12 protein-coding genes and 2 pseudogenes are annotated in these 14,793 nt (G+C 73.0%); 8 read left to right on the forward strand and 6 right to left on the reverse strand.

Annotated elements, in window-relative coordinates:
* Window positions 1-34: 34 nt before the first annotated feature.
* Both ABEB13_RS35795 and ABEB13_RS35800 read right to left on the reverse strand, forming a co-directional pair.
* Window positions 35-424, reverse strand: coding sequence for an ATP-binding protein (locus ABEB13_RS35795; RefSeq protein ID WP_345708834.1), 390 nt, complete (start codon window positions 422-424; stop codon window positions 35-37).
* Between the two features lie 178 nt (window positions 425-602).
* Window positions 603-1,175 carry a TetR/AcrR family transcriptional regulator gene (locus ABEB13_RS35800; protein ID WP_345708835.1) on the reverse strand — a complete coding sequence of 191 codons (573 nt, stop codon included), beginning with the start codon at window positions 1,173-1,175 and terminating at the stop codon, window positions 603-605.
* A gap of 508 nt (window positions 1,176-1,683) precedes the next feature.
* Here ABEB13_RS35800 and ABEB13_RS35805 point away from each other — a divergent pair.
* The 6 genes from ABEB13_RS35805 to ABEB13_RS35830 all read left to right on the forward strand — a co-directional run bounded on the left by ABEB13_RS35805 (window position 1,684) and on the right by ABEB13_RS35830 (window position 8,147).
* Entirely contained in the window at window positions 1,684-2,694 is a 1,011-nt protein-coding gene (locus tag ABEB13_RS35805) for an agmatine deiminase family protein (protein WP_345708836.1), read from the forward strand.
* A gap of 169 nt (window positions 2,695-2,863) precedes the next feature.
* Window positions 2,864-4,519: an ABC transporter substrate-binding protein gene (locus ABEB13_RS35810; RefSeq protein WP_345708837.1), complete on the forward strand. Its 1,656-nt coding sequence runs from the start codon at window positions 2,864-2,866 to the stop codon at window positions 4,517-4,519.
* The gene (locus ABEB13_RS35815; protein ID WP_345708838.1) at window positions 4,516-5,475 is read left to right on the forward strand and encodes an ABC transporter permease; all 960 of its coding nucleotides are present in this window, start codon (window positions 4,516-4,518) and stop codon (window positions 5,473-5,475) included. The genes ABEB13_RS35810 and ABEB13_RS35815 overlap by 4 nt, the downstream gene beginning before the upstream one ends.
* Window positions 5,472-6,326 carry an ABC transporter permease gene (locus ABEB13_RS35820; RefSeq protein WP_345708839.1) on the forward strand — a complete coding sequence of 285 codons (855 nt, stop codon included), beginning with the start codon at window positions 5,472-5,474 and terminating at the stop codon, window positions 6,324-6,326. Before ABEB13_RS35815 ends, ABEB13_RS35820 begins: the two co-directional genes overlap by 4 nt.
* Window positions 6,323-7,300, forward strand: coding sequence for an ABC transporter ATP-binding protein (locus ABEB13_RS35825; protein WP_345708840.1), 978 nt, complete (start codon window positions 6,323-6,325; stop codon window positions 7,298-7,300). The genes ABEB13_RS35820 and ABEB13_RS35825 overlap by 4 nt, the downstream gene beginning before the upstream one ends.
* A 49-nt stretch (window positions 7,301-7,349) precedes the next feature.
* On the forward strand, window positions 7,350-8,147 hold the full coding sequence (locus tag ABEB13_RS35830; protein WP_345708841.1) for an ABC transporter ATP-binding protein: 798 nt from the start codon (window positions 7,350-7,352) through the stop codon (window positions 8,145-8,147).
* Between the two features lie 90 nt (window positions 8,148-8,237).
* On the opposite strand, the gene ABEB13_RS35835 is transcribed toward ABEB13_RS35830, so the two are convergent.
* Window positions 8,238-8,999 carry a TetR/AcrR family transcriptional regulator gene (locus ABEB13_RS35835; RefSeq protein WP_345709942.1) on the reverse strand — a complete coding sequence of 254 codons (762 nt, stop codon included), beginning with the start codon at window positions 8,997-8,999 and terminating at the stop codon, window positions 8,238-8,240.
* Here ABEB13_RS35835 and pip point away from each other — a divergent pair.
* Window positions 8,957-9,915 (forward strand): annotated as a pseudogene (gene pip / locus ABEB13_RS35840) (prolyl aminopeptidase). The gene ABEB13_RS35835 and the pseudogene pip overlap by 43 nt on opposite strands.
* Here the strand turns inward: pip and ABEB13_RS35845 are convergent.
* Both ABEB13_RS35845 and ABEB13_RS35850 read right to left on the reverse strand, forming a co-directional pair.
* Window positions 9,902-10,438, reverse strand: coding sequence for a hypothetical protein (locus ABEB13_RS35845; protein ID WP_345708842.1), 537 nt, complete (start codon window positions 10,436-10,438; stop codon window positions 9,902-9,904). The pseudogene pip and the gene ABEB13_RS35845 overlap by 14 nt on opposite strands.
* Window positions 10,439-10,476: 38 nt before the next feature.
* Complete coding sequence (locus tag ABEB13_RS35850; protein ID WP_345708843.1) at window positions 10,477-12,210, reverse strand: SulP family inorganic anion transporter; 1,734 nt, start codon at window positions 12,208-12,210, stop codon at window positions 10,477-10,479.
* A 440-nt stretch (window positions 12,211-12,650) separates the two neighbouring features.
* Between ABEB13_RS35850 and ABEB13_RS35855 the strand changes: the two are divergent.
* A pseudogene (locus tag ABEB13_RS35855) lies at window positions 12,651-13,591 on the forward strand (alpha/beta hydrolase).
* Window positions 13,592-13,923: 332 nt separating this feature from the next.
* Here the strand turns inward: ABEB13_RS35855 and ABEB13_RS35860 are convergent.
* On the reverse strand, window positions 13,924-14,634 hold the full coding sequence (locus tag ABEB13_RS35860) for a TetR/AcrR family transcriptional regulator (protein WP_345708844.1): 711 nt from the start codon (window positions 14,632-14,634) through the stop codon (window positions 13,924-13,926).
* Window positions 14,635-14,793 lie beyond the last annotated feature (159 nt).

Genomic DNA, 14,793 nt, shown 5'->3' on the forward strand with positions numbered 1-14,793 from the left:
CATCGCTCCGGGCGCCGTCACGTGCGGTCAGTGGTCAGGCCGCGACGACCGCCCACACGGTCTTGCCGCTCGCGCCGAGGGGGACGACTCCCCAGGCGTCGGCCAGGGCCTCCACCAGGGTCATGCCTCGGCCGGTGGTGCGGGTGGCGCTCTCGGGCGGCACCTCCACCGGGGCGGGCGAGCGGTCGGTGACCGCCATCAGCAGTCGGCCCTGCCGCAGTTCCAGCGCCACCGAGGCCGCCCGGCCGTGCAGCAGCGCGTTGGTCAGCAGCTCGGACAGCAACAGGCAGGGTGTGGCAGGGTCCGACCCGACGGCGACGAGCGCGTCCCGCAGCAGCCGCCGTACGGTCCCCACACTGCCCGGGTTCGCCGCAGGGCGGATGTCGAAGCTGAAGCCGGGCAGCCGGGTGTCCGGGCTGGTCATCGGGGAGGAAGCATCGGAGTCTCCGTTCTCCGGCCTTCGGCACGCTCCTGAAGCTGCTGACGTACTCGGGAGCGGGATCGGCCTCCGGTTCACTGTCGCATTGACTGAAAAATCAGTCAATGCCTCTGGTGCGGACGCCCGCCGGAGGGCCGTGCAGGTGCGGGTGCCGGGCCGGCGGTCAGGGGCGCTCCAACTCCACTGCGATGGCGTCCCGGAGCAGCCGACGGGCGTGGTCCAGGGGGAGCGAGCCGCTGAGCCAGCGGACGCTGAGGCCCTCCAGCAGGGCGGTCAGGCGCTCGGCCGCGGCCGCGTGGTCGGGGGCGGTCCCGACGGGGTGGGCGCGGGCGATGAGCTCCGCGATCTCGTGCACCCAGGTGTGCGTGGCCCTGGCCAGTTCCTCGCGCAGGTCGGGATCGAAGACGGCGGAGGCCCGTAGTTCGCCCCAGGCAGTGCTGTTCTCCCGCACCTCGGCACTGTCCTGGAGTTCGAGGAGCAGGACCTGCTCCAGGTCGGTCCGCGGATCCACCGGGTGGCTCCCCGGTGCGCGTTCGGCGGTGTAGCGGTCGGCGCGGTCGCTGATGAACCCCAGCGTCTGGCGGAGGATCCCGGCCCGGTCGGTGAAGTGGTAGTAGATCAGCGACGTGGAGACGCCCGCCTCGGCTGCCAGCTCGCCCACGCGGAGCCCGCGCACGCCGCGCCGGGTGATGACACGGGTGGCGGCCCTGAGGATTTCGGTTCGACGGTCTGACACGAGCGATCACTCTACCCGGCCCGCGTCCCGAGGGGGAGTTTTCCTGACCATTCTGTCAGGCGCTGTCCCGGGTGCCGTGCCGAGTGGCGTGCAGGGTCCCGGTTGGGTGGGGCGAGCGGCGCGCCGTGCGGTGGCGGGGCCGTCCGGCCTGCGGCACCGGACTTCTGCCGCGCCGACTGTGCCGCACTGTGTCGACGTGCGGGGCCCGGCCGTCCCGGCGGTCGGGGGAAGGTGTGGGGATTCCAGGGCGAACGTATTGACTGAATTTTCAGTTCGGGGCAGGATGCGGGGCACGCCACCTCTCCCGGCCTCCTCCGGGGAGCTGCCCGGCCCGGTACCCCGCGTCCGGCGAGGTCGTCCCCGACCGGCCTGCACCCGGCCATGCCGTCCGCGGTCGGCAGCACCACCGACCGGGACTCCCCCAGAAGAACCCCCGCAGAAGAACCCCTGCACAAGAACCACCACAGAAGAGCCCCCGCAGAAGAAATCCACAGAAAGAGGTTCGATCGTGAGTTTCCGCATGCCCGCCGAGTGGAGCGAGCACGAGGGCTGCCTGATGGCCTGGCCCACCCGACCGGAGCTGTGGGGTGACACCTTCGGCGCGGCCAAGCAGGAGTACGCGCAGGTAGCCCGGGCCATCGCCGAGTTCGAACCGGTCACCATGGTGTGCCTGCCGGGCCGCGCCGACGAGGCGCGCGCGCTGTGCGGGGACGGCGTCACCGTGGTCGAGATGCCCATCGACGACTCGTGGTTCCGCGACTCCGCGCCCATCTTCGTCCTCGACGAGGGCGGCCGCCGCGCCGGCGTGGACTTCCGCTTCAACGCCTGGGGCGGCAAGCACCACCCGTGGGACGCCGACGACCGCATCAGCGGCCTGCTGCTGGAGCACCTGGGACAGCCGGCCGTCCGCTCCGAGATGATCCTCGAAGGCGGGGCCGTCACGGTCGACGGCGAAGGCACGCTGATCACCACCGAGCAGTGCCTGCTCCACCCCAACCGCAACCCCGGGCTGAGCCGCACGGAGATCGAGGACGAGCTCAAGGCCCGCCTCGGCGTCAGCAAGGTCATCTGGCTGCCGTACGGCGGTCTGCTCGACACCGAGACCGACGGCCACGTCGACGGTGTCTGCGCCTTCGTCGCCCCCGGCAAGGTCGTCGTCCAGCTCCCCGCGGACCCCGGCCACCCCGACTACGCCCGGATGCGCGCCAACCGTGCCGTGCTGGAGGCCACCACCGATGCCAAGGGCCGCACCCTGGAGATCGTCGACCTCCCGCAGGCCGCCTTCGTCCAGGTCGACGGCAAGGAGGTGGAGGTCGGCTACCTGAACTTCTACCTCGCCAACGGCGGTGTCGTCGTCCCGGTCGCGGACCACCCCGAGGACGAGGGTGCCCTGGCCGTGATCGCCGCGGCCAACCCCGGCCGCAAGGTCGTCGGCGTCCGCGCCCGCGTGATCGCCTACGGCGGTGGCGGCGTCCACTGCATCACCCAGCAGGTGCCCGCCGCGCGGCCCGCCGAGTGAGCCGTACCCCCGCTCCTGCCCGCTGCTCCCCGCCCGTTCCCCACTCCCCGCCCGTTCCCCACTCCCCGCCCGTTCCCCACTCCCCGCCCGTTCCCCGCACCCCGCCCGTTCCCCGCACCCCGCCCGTTCCCCGCACCCCGGCCGAGCACTTTCCGCAAAGGACGCGCCGATGACCCCCACGCCGCTCCCCACCACCGGACGCGGGAAGCCCCGCGGCAGACTCACCCTGGCCGCGGCCGCGGGCCTGAGCGCCCTCGTGCTCGTCGCCGCCTGCTCCGGGCCGCCGCGCGCCGGTGCCGAAGGCGCGTTCACGCTCTCCGCCGGCACCCCCGCCGCCAAGGGCGAACTCGACTCGTTCCGCTGGGCGACCTACGCCGAGCCGTCGACCCTGGACTACATCTCCGCCTTCGACTACCCGCAGAACACCATCCTCTCCAACGTCTGCGAGAGCCTGATGCGGTGGACACCGCAGCTGACCCTGGCCCCGGGGCTGGCGGAGAAGGCCTCGAACCCCGAGCCGACCACCTGGGTCTACGACCTCCGGCCGGGCGTGCACTTCCACGACGGCAGCGTGATGACCGCCGACGACGTCGTCTACAGCTTCGGTCGGCAGATGAACCCCGACAACGGTGCGGCCTGGGCCCAGGTCTTCCAGAACGTCCGCAGCGTCAGCAGCACGGGCCTGCTCCAGGTCACCGTCAGGTTGGCGAAGCCCGACTCGCAGTTCCCCCAGTACATGGCCACCGCCGCAGGCGTCGTCGCGAGCGCGAAGGGCGTCCGCGCCGCCGGCAAGGACTACGGCACCTCCGGCGGCCTCGACTGCACCGGGCCGTACACGCTCGGCACCTGGAGCAAGGGCCAGTCGATCGACCTGGAGCGCTTCGACGGCTACTGGGGGACGAAGGCCAGGACCAGGAAGGTCACCTTCACATTTCTCACCGACCCCTCCGCACGCGTCAACGCGATGCTCACGGGGGAGGTCGACGGCGGCTACCTCATCCCCACCGAGAGCTACGACCGGCTCAGGAACAGCGGCGCGGGCACCCTCTACTTCGGCGAGGGCCTGAGCACCGTCAACGTCAACGTCACCAGCATGAAGGGCGCCCTCGGTGACGTCCGGGTGCGCCGCGCGCTGTCCCTGGCCCTCGACCGCTCGGGCTTCGTCAGGACGGGCCTCGGCGGCGTCGGCAGCGTCACGGGCTCGCTCACCACCCGTGCCGCGTGGGCGGCCGCCCCCGAGGCCGTCAGGGCGAGCGCGTTCGACGGCCTCACCCCGACCGCCCAGGACCTCCGGCAGGCGACGGCCCTGGTCAAGGAGGCCGGTGCGACCGGGAAGACCGTCACCGTCGCGACCAGTTCCATCGGCCAGGACGTCTCGCTGCTCGCCACCGCCGTCCAGGCCGCCGGTGCCAGGATCGGCCTGGACGTCCGGTTGAGGACGATCGCCCCCAACGCCTTCAGTGCGCTGTTCACCGACCCGAAGGCCCGCGAGGGCATCGACATGTTCCCCGAGACGTACTACGACTCCATCACCGACCCGCTGGACCTGCTCTCCAACTTCAGGACGGGCGCCTACCAGAACTACGCAGGCTACAGCGACAAGGCCTACGACGACCTGGTCGACCAGGCCGCCGCCGTCTACGACCCGGCCCGGCGCACGGCCGTCGAGGCACAGCTCCAGAAGACCGCCTCCGACCGGCTGCTGTGGATCCCGGTCGCCGAGTGGCCCACCAGCGTCTTCCTGAACAAGCGGCTCACCGGGGCCCCGACCACCATCGCGTACATGTACTACCCGTGGGCGGCCGACGTGGGGGCGGCCCGGTGAACTTCCTGAGATTCGCCGCACGGCGGCTGGCCGAGATGGCCGCCACGCTGCTCGGTGCCTCCTTCGTGATCTTCGGTGCGATGTACCTGGCGCCGGGCAATCCGGCGAGTTTCCTGCTGTCGGGGCGGTCGGCCTCACCCGACGCCCTGAAGGCGATCAACGACCAGTACCACCTGGACGACCCGTTCGCGGTGCAGTACCTGCGCTGGCTCGGCCGGGTTCTGCAGGGCGACTTCGGCCGATCGATCACCTACCGCACCGACGTCTCCAGGCTCCTCGCCGACCGGCTGCCCAGCACGCTGCTGCTGGTGGCCATGGCACTCGTCCTGGTCGTGGTCGTCGGCCTGCTGCTCGGCCGGCTCGGCGCCGTCCGCGGCGGCGCGGCCGACGCCACGATCCTGGTCACCACCACCTTCGCCGTCGGCACCCCCTCGTTCGTCGCCGCCGTCCTGCTGCAGGGCCTGTTCGCCGTCAAGCTCGGATGGTTCCCGACCAGCGGCACCGGCGACGGGTTGGGGGACATGCTCTGGCACCTGACCCTGCCCGCCGTCGCGCTCGCCCTCTACCTGATCGGCATGCTCGCCCGGGTCACCCGCGCCGCGATGCTGGAGATCCTCACCCAGGAGCACGTCACCGTCGCCCGAAGCCGCGGCATGACGGAACGGCAGGTGATCAGCCGTCATGTGTTCCGCAACGCCCTCGGCACCGTGCTCACCACCGGCGGCCTGATCGTCTCCACCCTGCTGATCTGCACCGTCCTGGTGGAGTCCGCGTTCAGCGTCGGCGGCATCGGGCAGCTCCTCGAACTGTCCACCACCACCAAGGACTTCCCCACCGTGCAGGCCATCTCGCTGATCATGGTAGGGCTGTTCATGACGGTGAACCTCGTCGTCGACCTGCTCCACCCGCTGGTCGACCCGCGGGTCACCCTCGGATCGAGGAGGTCCGCCGTATGAGCGCCACCGTGCTGCGCCGCCCCGGCCTCGCCCGGATCCGCACCACCCGCGCACCGCTGCACCGGCTGTGCCTCGCCTTCGTGGCCCTGGTCGTCCTGACCGCCGTGCTCGCCCCCTGGCTCGCCCCGTACGACCCGAACACCGTCGACCTCGGCAACGCGCTCGCCGGTCCGTCCGCCGACCACCTGCTGGGCGTCGACGCCTCCGGGCGGGACACCCTCGCCCGCCTGGTCGTCGGAGCCCGCACCTCGCTGCTCGGCCCGCTCGGCGTCGTCGTCTTCTCCACCGTCGCCGGCATCGCCATCGGCGTCACCGCCGGCTGGCGCGGCGGCTGGCTCGACTCCGTGCTCTCGCGCAGCACCGAACTGGTCTTCGCCTTCCCCGGCATGCTGCTCGCGATCCTGATCGTCGCCGTGTACGGGGAGGGACTGCTCGCCCCCGTCGTCGCCCTCGCCGTCGCCTACCTCCCCTACGTCAGCCGCCTCACCCGCTCGCTCGTCCTCGCCGAACGGACGCGCCCCTACGTCGAGGCATACCAGGTCCAGGGCCACTCCGGCCTGCAGATCTGCCTGCGCCACGTCATCCCGGGCATCGCCCCGGTCGTCCTCGCCCAGTCCACCATCAACTTCGGCTACGCCCTCATGGACCTCGCCGGCCTCTCCTTCCTCGGCCTCGGCGTCCCCGCGCTGACCCCCGACTGGGGCCGCATGGTCTTCGACGGCCAGTCCGCCATCCAGCACGGCTACCCCCTGTCGGCGATCGTGCCGTGCGCCGCCGTCGTGCTGACCGTCGTCGCCTTCAACGTCGTCGGGGAGCGCTGGGCCGACCAGGTCGCCAGGAGGGACCGATGAAAACCCTCGACATCCAGAACTACCGGCTGCGCCTGCCCCGCACCGCCAGACCCGTCCTCGACGGAGTCGACCTCACCGTGGACGCGCAGGAGACCGTCGCCCTCGTCGGCGAGTCCGGCTCCGGCAAGAGCCTCACCTCCCGCAGCGTGCTGGGCCTGCTCCCGGCCGGTGCCACCACGGAGGGCACGATCCGCGTCGACGGCGACGACGTGCTGACCATGAACCCCGACCAGCTGCGCCGCCTGCGCACCGGCACCGCGGCGATGATCTTCCAGGACCCCCGGGCCGCCATCAACCCGCTGCGCCGCGTCGGGGACTTCCTCACCGAGAGCGTGCGCCTCAACACCGGCATGAGCGAATCCGCGGCGACCGCGCGGGCCACCGAGATGCTGGAGGCCGTCGGCCTCACCTCCGCCGCACTGCGCACCTACCCGGGCCGGCTCTCGGGCGGCATGCTGCAGCGCGTCATGATCGCGGCCACCCTGATGGGCGACCCCGCCCTGATCCTCGCCGACGAACCCACCACGGCGCTGGACGTCACCACCCAGGCCGAGGTCGTCTCCCTCCTCGGCGACCTCCAGGAACGGTTCGGCACGGGCCTGCTGTTCGTCACCCACGACCTCGGCCTCGCCGCCGCCATCAGCGACCGGGTCTACGTCATGTACGCCGGACGGATCGCCGAAACCGGCACCGCCGAAGCCCTGTTCAGCCGACCGCGGCACCCCTACACGGCAGCCCTGCTGCACTCCACGCCGCGCCTCGACGCGCCGAGGGCCCGCCTCGCCGCCATCGACGGCCGCCCGCCCGGCCTTCAGGACGAGCTCGCCGGCTGCCCGTTCGCCGCGCGATGCCCCCTGGCGAGCGACCTGTGCGGCCGGCAGGCACCGGTGCTGCTCCCCGTCGCCGGTGAGCCGACCCACCGCGCCTCCTGCCACCACAGCGACCGGACGGCCGAGGTGTTCGCCGATGCATAGAACCGTACGGGAGACAACACCCGTGTCGAGCCCGGAGGTGGGGAGCACGTTGAAGAAGACCGTGCTGGAGGCCGTCGGCCTGCGGCGGGCGTACGCGAGCGTGCAGGCCGTCGACAACGTGTCGTTCAGGCTCGCGGAGGGCGGCTCCCTGGGCATCGTCGGCGAGTCCGGATCGGGCAAGACGACCACCGCCCGCATCGTCGTCGGCCTGGAACGGGCCGACTCGGGGCGGGTGTTCGTCCACCGCCGGGACCGGACCGACCGCGGGCGCGGACGGGCCCAGCGCCTGGCACGGGCCCGCGAGGTGCAGATGGTCTTCCAGGACCCGTACCTGTCCCTCGATCCCCGCACGACGGTGGAGGCCGTCCTGCGCGAGACCCTCGCGCTGCACTTCCCGAAGGCCGACCACGCCGGGCGGATCACCGAACTGCTCGACCGGGTCGGCCTCGGCAGGCGCGAGGCGGGCGCGCTGCCCGGGCAGCTCTCCGGCGGCCAGCGCCAGCGCGTCGCGATCGCCCGCGCGCTGGCGGTCGAGCCCGCCGTCCTCGTGCTGGACGAGGCGGTGGCCGCGCTCGACGTCTCGGTGCAGGCCCAGATCCTCAACCTGCTCTCGGAGATCCGCGAACGGACCGGCATCGCCTACCTGTTCATCACCCACGACCTCGGTGTGGTGCGGTGCGTCACCGACGACGTGATCGTCATGCGACACGGCAAGGTCGTCGAGTCCGGGCCGACCGGCCGCGTCCTGGAGACCCCGGAGCACCCGTACACCAGGCTGCTGCTGGAGTCCGTCCCCCGACCGGGCTGGGACCCGAAGCGGATCGCGGCGGCACGCCGCGAGCTGTGACGGTCACCCGGTCCACCGGGCCCGGTGCGCCCCCACCCCCATGGCGGCGCACCGGGCCCGGACCCGTGCTCCCGTTGCGCGGTGCCGTGGTCAGGCGCCGGCGGCCAGCGCGCGGACGAGCGTCCGCAGGACGGTCTCCGCATCGACCTCGGCGTCGAGGGACTGGACGGCGGCCAGTCCGTCGACCGCCGCCGCCACCGCCTCCCCGAGCGGCCGCGGGTCGAGGCCGCCGCCGCGCTCGTCGGCCAGCACCTGGAACAGCCGGACGAAACAGGCACGCCAGCGGCGGTACTCCGCCTCCAGGCTCACCCGGACGCGCTCGTCGTTGAGCGCGTGCCAGTGCAGGGCCGAGTGCAGGTGCGCGAGGTCCGCGCCCTCGGGCTGGGTCAGGAACCCGATCACCCGCGCGGAACGCTCCGCGAACGTGCCGGGGGCGTCGACCGCCTCCTCCAGAGGGGTGATCCACTCCGGCCGGATGTCCTCGACCACCGCCACGACGAGATCGGTCCGGTCCTTGAAGTGGTAGTGGCACATCCCGTGCGAGATGCCACAGAGCGCGGCGACATTGCGCGTGGTGAAGCGCTCGACGGTGTCCCCGGCCAGCAGCGTCCGAGCGGCGGCGATCAGCCGGGCCCGCGTCTGCTCCCCTTCGCCGACGCACGCGACCGGCCCGTCGGCGTCGGCGCCGGCGCCGTCACCGTCGGGTGAGCGGGGCTGTGAGGTTCCTTCGCACGCGTCGCCATGGCGCCACTCTAACGACCCCGTTCGGCCGCCCCTGCGCCAGTGCCGCGCCGCTAGGATCGACGGCCATGGTTGATCTCTACCCTCCGACCGGCCCCTACGACAGTGGATTCCTCGACACCGGAGACGGCAACCGCATCTACTACGAGCAGCTCGGCAACCCCGCGGGCAAGCCCGCCCTGTACGTGCACGGCGGCCCGGGGGCGGGCGCACCGCGGCGGCCGACGCGGGCCTGGGACCCGGAGCGCTACCGCGTCATCCGCTTCGACCAGCGCAACTGCGGTCGCAGCACCCCGCACGCCAGTGATCCGGCGGCGGACATGAGCCTGAACACCACGCAGCACCTCGTCGACGACATGGAGCGGCTGCGGGCCCACCTCGGCATCGGGCGGTGGCTGCTGGACGGCGCCTCGTGGGGCTCGACGCTCATCCTGGCCTATGCGCAGCAACACCCCGAGCGGGTCAGCGAGATCGTCATCCAGGCGGTGACGACGACCCGGCGCGCGGAGACCGACTGGCTCTACCGGGGCGCCGGGCGGTTCCGCCCCGAGGCGTGGGACCGGTTCCGCGACGGTGTCCCCGAGGAGGAGCGCGACGGCGATCTGCTCGCGGCCTACGCGCGCCTGATGGAGAACCCCGACCGGGCCGTGCGGGAGAAGGCGGCCGCCGACTGGCTCGCCTGGGAGGACGCGGTCGTCTCGGACGAGCCCAACGGAGTCCCCGGCATGTACAGCGCTCGGGAGACGGACGACCGGATCGCGTTCGTCCGGATCTGCGCCCACTACTTCAGTCACGGCGCGTGGCTGGAGGACGACCAACTGCTGCGCAACGCCCACAGACTGGCCGGGATCCCGGGGTGCTCGTGCACGGCCGGCACGACATGGGCAGCCCGGTGCAGACCGCGTGGGAACTGGCGAAGGTGTGGCCCGACGCACGGCTCCACATCTTCGAGGACTCGGGGCACGTCGGCGGCGACGCGATGGGGGAGACCGTCCGGGCGGCCATCGAGGAGTTCAAGGACCGCTGATCCTCAGGGCCTGGCCGGCCTCATCGGCGGGACCGCGAGAACTGCTCCCCGAGCGCCCGGAGGGGGCCGCTCCGACGTTCCGGGGCGGCCTCCCCGGGGGCGCGACCGGCTCCGCGGCCGCCCAGGGCAGCGCGTACCAGGAGAGGGCGGCGAGCACCGCCGCGCCGGGCAGTTCGGCGCAGTAGGCGAGGACCTGGGCGAGCAGGTAGTCGGGGCCTCGGTGGGCGGACCAGATGTCGAAGTAGGCATCCATCGCCAGCAGGACGGCGGTGGCGGCGGCCAGTGGGCTGGTCGCCCGGTGGCGGCGGCGCACCAGCGCGGCGAGCAGCAGCAGCGCCGCCACCTCCATGACGTCCAGCCAGACCCAGGAGTTGGCGAGGTTGCGCGCACCGAATCGGCGGACCGACAGGCTCAGCACCACGATCCACGGCAGCAGCAGGAACGCGGCCGTCCGCAGTCCGATCGGCAGCCACCGACGGATCGTCGTCTCACGGGCCGTCGGCGCCTGTCCTGGAGCATGCACACGCCGATCGTATCGGCGAGCGGCCGGGCCCGTGGCGGTCACGGCGGTCCCGGCGGACCGGTCGGCGGTGCACCGGGCCCGAAGTCCGGCGCGCCGGGCGGTCCGCCGGCCGGGAACGCCCTGATGGCGTCGATCAGATTGCCGAAGACGAGCTCGGGCGGGATCCGCTGCCACAGCTCGTACAGCTTCAGGGTGTCCACCAGGGACGCGTCGGGGCGGGCGAGCACGAAGGTGACACGGCGTGCGGCGAGGAAGTCGAGGAGGCTGTGCAGGCGGATTCCGGCGGTGTAGTCGACATCGGCGATCCCCGCGGCGTCGAGCACCAGCCAGCGCACCGGATCGGGTGCCCGGTCGACGAGCGCCTTGACCTCGTCGGCGAAGCGGCTCGCGTTCGCGTAGAACAGCTCCGCGTTGAAGCGGAAGACGATCAGGCCGGGCGCGCTCTCGATCCCCGGCGCGGCGACCGTGTAGGTGGGGGCGCCCTCCTCGGTGACCCCGACCACGAAGTCCTTGGGGCGGTACTCCCGTCGGATGACCTCGAACAGCGACAGCGCGACGGCCAGCAGGACGCCCTGTTCGACGCCGAGGCCGAACACCGCGAAGGCGGTGACGACGGCGACGACGAACTCGTTGCGGCGCCGGGCGCGGATCCGTCGCAGGCCGCGCACGTCGATGAGGTCGAGGCCGACCAGGAACACGATTCCGGCCAGCACCGCGAGCGGCATGTCGGCCAGGGCCGAGGTGAAGACCAGCACGACCAGGAGCGAGAGGAACGCCATGGTCAGGTTGGCGACCTGGGTCCGGCCGCGCTGCTGGTCGAGGATCTCCGTCTTGGTCGGAGAACCGTTGACGACGAACGTCCCGCCGAACCCGGCGGCGATGTTGGCGACCGAGAGGCCGACCAGGTCGCGGTTGATGTCGACGCGGTCGCCGTGCCTGGTCGCGAAGCTGTGCGCCGTCGCCGCGCTCTGCGCCAGGATCAGGACGAAGCAGGAGGCCGCCACGGCGAAGACCTGGGAGATGTCGCCGGGGGTCAGCCCGGACGGCAGGCCGAGCGGCGGGAGGCCGCCCTCGACGGGGCCGACGACGGCGACCCCGTGGCCGGCGGCGTCGGTCGCCGCGGAGACGGCGATCAGCACGACCACCGCCACGATGGAACCGGGGAACCTCGGCAGGAACCGCTTGAAGAGCACGATGATCACGATCGTGGCGGCGCCGTACGCGACCGTGCGCCAGGCGACCTCGTCGAGGTGGGTCAGCCAGGACCACTGCTGCTGGAACCAGTTGCCGCGGCCGCTGTGGAGGCCGAGCAGGTGGGGGATCTGAGCCGTCGCCACCTGGACGCCGACGCCCGTCAGGAACCCGACGAGGACAGTGGCCGACAGGAAGTCGGCGAGGAAGCCGAGCCGGAGCAGGCGCGCCGCGGCCAGCAGGACACCGGACAGCAGGGCGATCAGACCCGCCAGTGCGACCCAGTGCGGTGAGCCCGGCACGACTCCGGCGACACCCAGCCCGAGCAGTCCGGCGGAGAGGATCGCCGCCGTGGCGGAGTCCGCGCCGACGACCAGCAGTCTCGACGAACCCAGCAGGGCGAAGGCGACGGCGGGGAGGATCAGCGTGTACAGGCCGGTGACGATCGGCATCCCGGCGATCGACGTATAGCCCATGACCTCGGGGATGGCGACCGCGGACAGCGCCACCCCGGCGAGCACGTCCCGGCTCAGCCACGCCCGCCGGTACCCGCGCAGCGGCACCGGTACCAGCTTCGTCATGCCGGTCACGCGGGCACCTCCCGGGCTGTCGGAGACTCACAGGGTCCCATGGTGGCCGCCGGAGGGCCGCCGCCCCGGCATTTGGGCCACGGTCGCGGGTGGCGGCGGGCCACCGGCCGGTGCTCCCGGGCGGCCACCCGGCCCGCGGCTCTCCACCCTGTGATCAGGGCGAGTTCGGGCCTCTCGGGAGAGCGGACGGACAACTGGGGCCGACATGACCGCAGCAGCGCCGGCGATGCCACGGTCGGCCGGGGCCGCGGAGACCGGGCACCGTTCCCTGTCGGCGGTCGGACTGACACGCTGTCCCGGTCGGATGCCGCCGGGGTGTCCGCGGGCCGTGAGGAGGTCCCGTCGTGGACCGGGACGGAACACCGTCGGAGCGGAGCCCCGCCGCGGCGGATCGGCACCCGCCGCCCCTCGACCCGGAGTTGTCGGCCGCTCTGCGGGCGCTGGGCGGGGAGGCCGGGGAGCCGGTCACTCCGGAGAACCTCGCCGCCCGGCAGGAGCGGGATGCGGCGGCCCGGCCCAGGCCGACGATCCGTGACCTCCGGGCCGACGGCCGCTTCGAGGTCGAGGAGCTGCGGGTGCCGGGGGTGCCGGGCGCGCCGGACGGGCGGGAGGTCACGCTCGTGCATGCCCGTCCCGCCGCGGCCACCGGGCCGCTGCCGCTGCTGTACTACCTGCACGGCGGCGGAATGATCATGGGCAATGCCCGGTCGGTGCTTCCGCGGCTGCTGCGCGAATGGGCGCTGCCGCTGCGGCTCGCCGTCGTCTCCGTCGAGTACCGGCTGGCGCCGCAGGTGCAGTACCCGGGACCGGTGGAGGACTGCTGGGCGGGGCTCGTCCACGTGGCCGACCGGGCGGCCGACCTGGGCCTCGACGCCGACCGCGTCGTCGTCGGGGGAAGAGCGCCGGCGGTGGACTCGCCGCGGCGACCGCCCTGGTGACCCGCGACCGCGGCGGGCCCGTCCCGATCGGCCAACTCCTGATGAGTCCGATGCTCGACGACCGCAACGACAGCTTTTCCAGCCATCAGATGGCCGGCCGCGACACCTGGGACCGGATCTCCAACGCCACGGCGTGGCAGGCACATCTGGGCGATCGGTACGGCGCCTGCGACCTGCCGCCCTACGCGGCCCCGGCGCGGGCCACGGACCTGTCCGGGCTGCCCCCGGCCTACCTCGACGTCGGCTCCGCCGAGACGTTGCGGGACGAGGCAGTGGCGTACGCCCAGGGGATCTGGCATGCCGGTGGCGCGGCCGAACTCCACGTCTGGGCGGGCGCCTTCCACGGCTTCGACACCCTCGCGCCGCAGGCGGTCCTCAGCCGGGACGCCCGTGATGCCCGCACCCGCTGGCTCCGGCGGATCCTCGACCGGTGAACCTCCCCGGACGGTGGGAGGGCGGCCCCGCCGCAGTCGGCCCGGACAGCCGAGGGAGCATCGGTTCGGGCCGACCGGATGCAGGCCCACGGCCCGGGAGAGCCGGATGGACCGGGCGAGGTGGCCCGTACGGATGGACTCGGCGGATGGTGCGTGGGGGCCGCCCGGGCGGGGCCCCGGTCGGTGGTGACCCGAACCGAGCACGCTGTTCGCCAATGCGATCACCTCGATCGTCACCCCGGATCACGTCCACCGGCTGCCGGCCGAGGGCTGAGCGCAGCGCGGCGCGCCCGCCGTCGGGGCCTGCCGACGCACGCCCCGGGGCCGGGTCCTCAGGGCGTGCCGCGGTCGGGCAGCCGGGCGGCGACCGCGTCGAGCAGCAGCTCCAGGGCGAACGGGTAGCCGCTGCGCTGCATGTCCTCGGCCAGGAGGGCGGAGGTGGCGGCGATGTGGGGGTGGGTGGCCGGGTCCAGGCAGGCGTAGCGGGCCTGCCAGACGCCGAGGTCGGCTGCCCGGGCGGCCGGGGGCATGGCCACCGCGGCCGCGTCGAGGGCGGCGAAGGCGAGGCCCTGGTCCACCAGGGCGTGGTAGATCCGGACGGCCTCCTTGTCCGGGAAGCCGGCTGTCCGCAGCACGCCGAGGATCGTCTCGACCGCCCGGGTCTCGTGGTCGCGTCCGGTCGTGCGGTGGGCCGCCAGGACGGCCGCCTGGGGGTGTGCCAGGTAGGCGGCGTGGATGCGCATGCCCATGGCGCGCAGGTCGGCCCGCCAGTCGCCGGTCGACCGCCAGCCGTGCTGGGCGCGGCCGACCAGCTCGTCGGCGACGGCGAGCAGCAGGTCGTCGGTGTTGCGGAAGTACCGGTAGACCGCGCTCGGGTCGGCGCCGAGTGCGGCGCCCAGCCTGCGGACGGTGAGCGCCTGGGCGCCGTGCAGGCCGATCAGGCGCAGCGCGGTGTCGACGATCACCTCCTCGGAGAGGACGGTGCCCTGTTTGGTCGGTCGTCTCCGCCGCCGCTGAGGCTCGGGGGTCACGCGCTCGGTCATGGCCGCGAGCTTATGACAACAGCATTGACGTGGGAAGGGCCGGCCGGTTGCATGGCCTGCCACCGGCCCGTTCGGCCGACCTCCCCCACGAAGACGGCGGTGACCCGTTGGCATCCACGCACAACGACGCGAGCCAGGACCCGAGACCCCGCCCCGCCG

This window comes from Kitasatospora paranensis (genome assembly GCF_039544005.1).
GTDB classification, from domain to species: Bacteria; Actinomycetota; Actinomycetes; order Streptomycetales; family Streptomycetaceae; genus Kitasatospora; species Kitasatospora paranensis.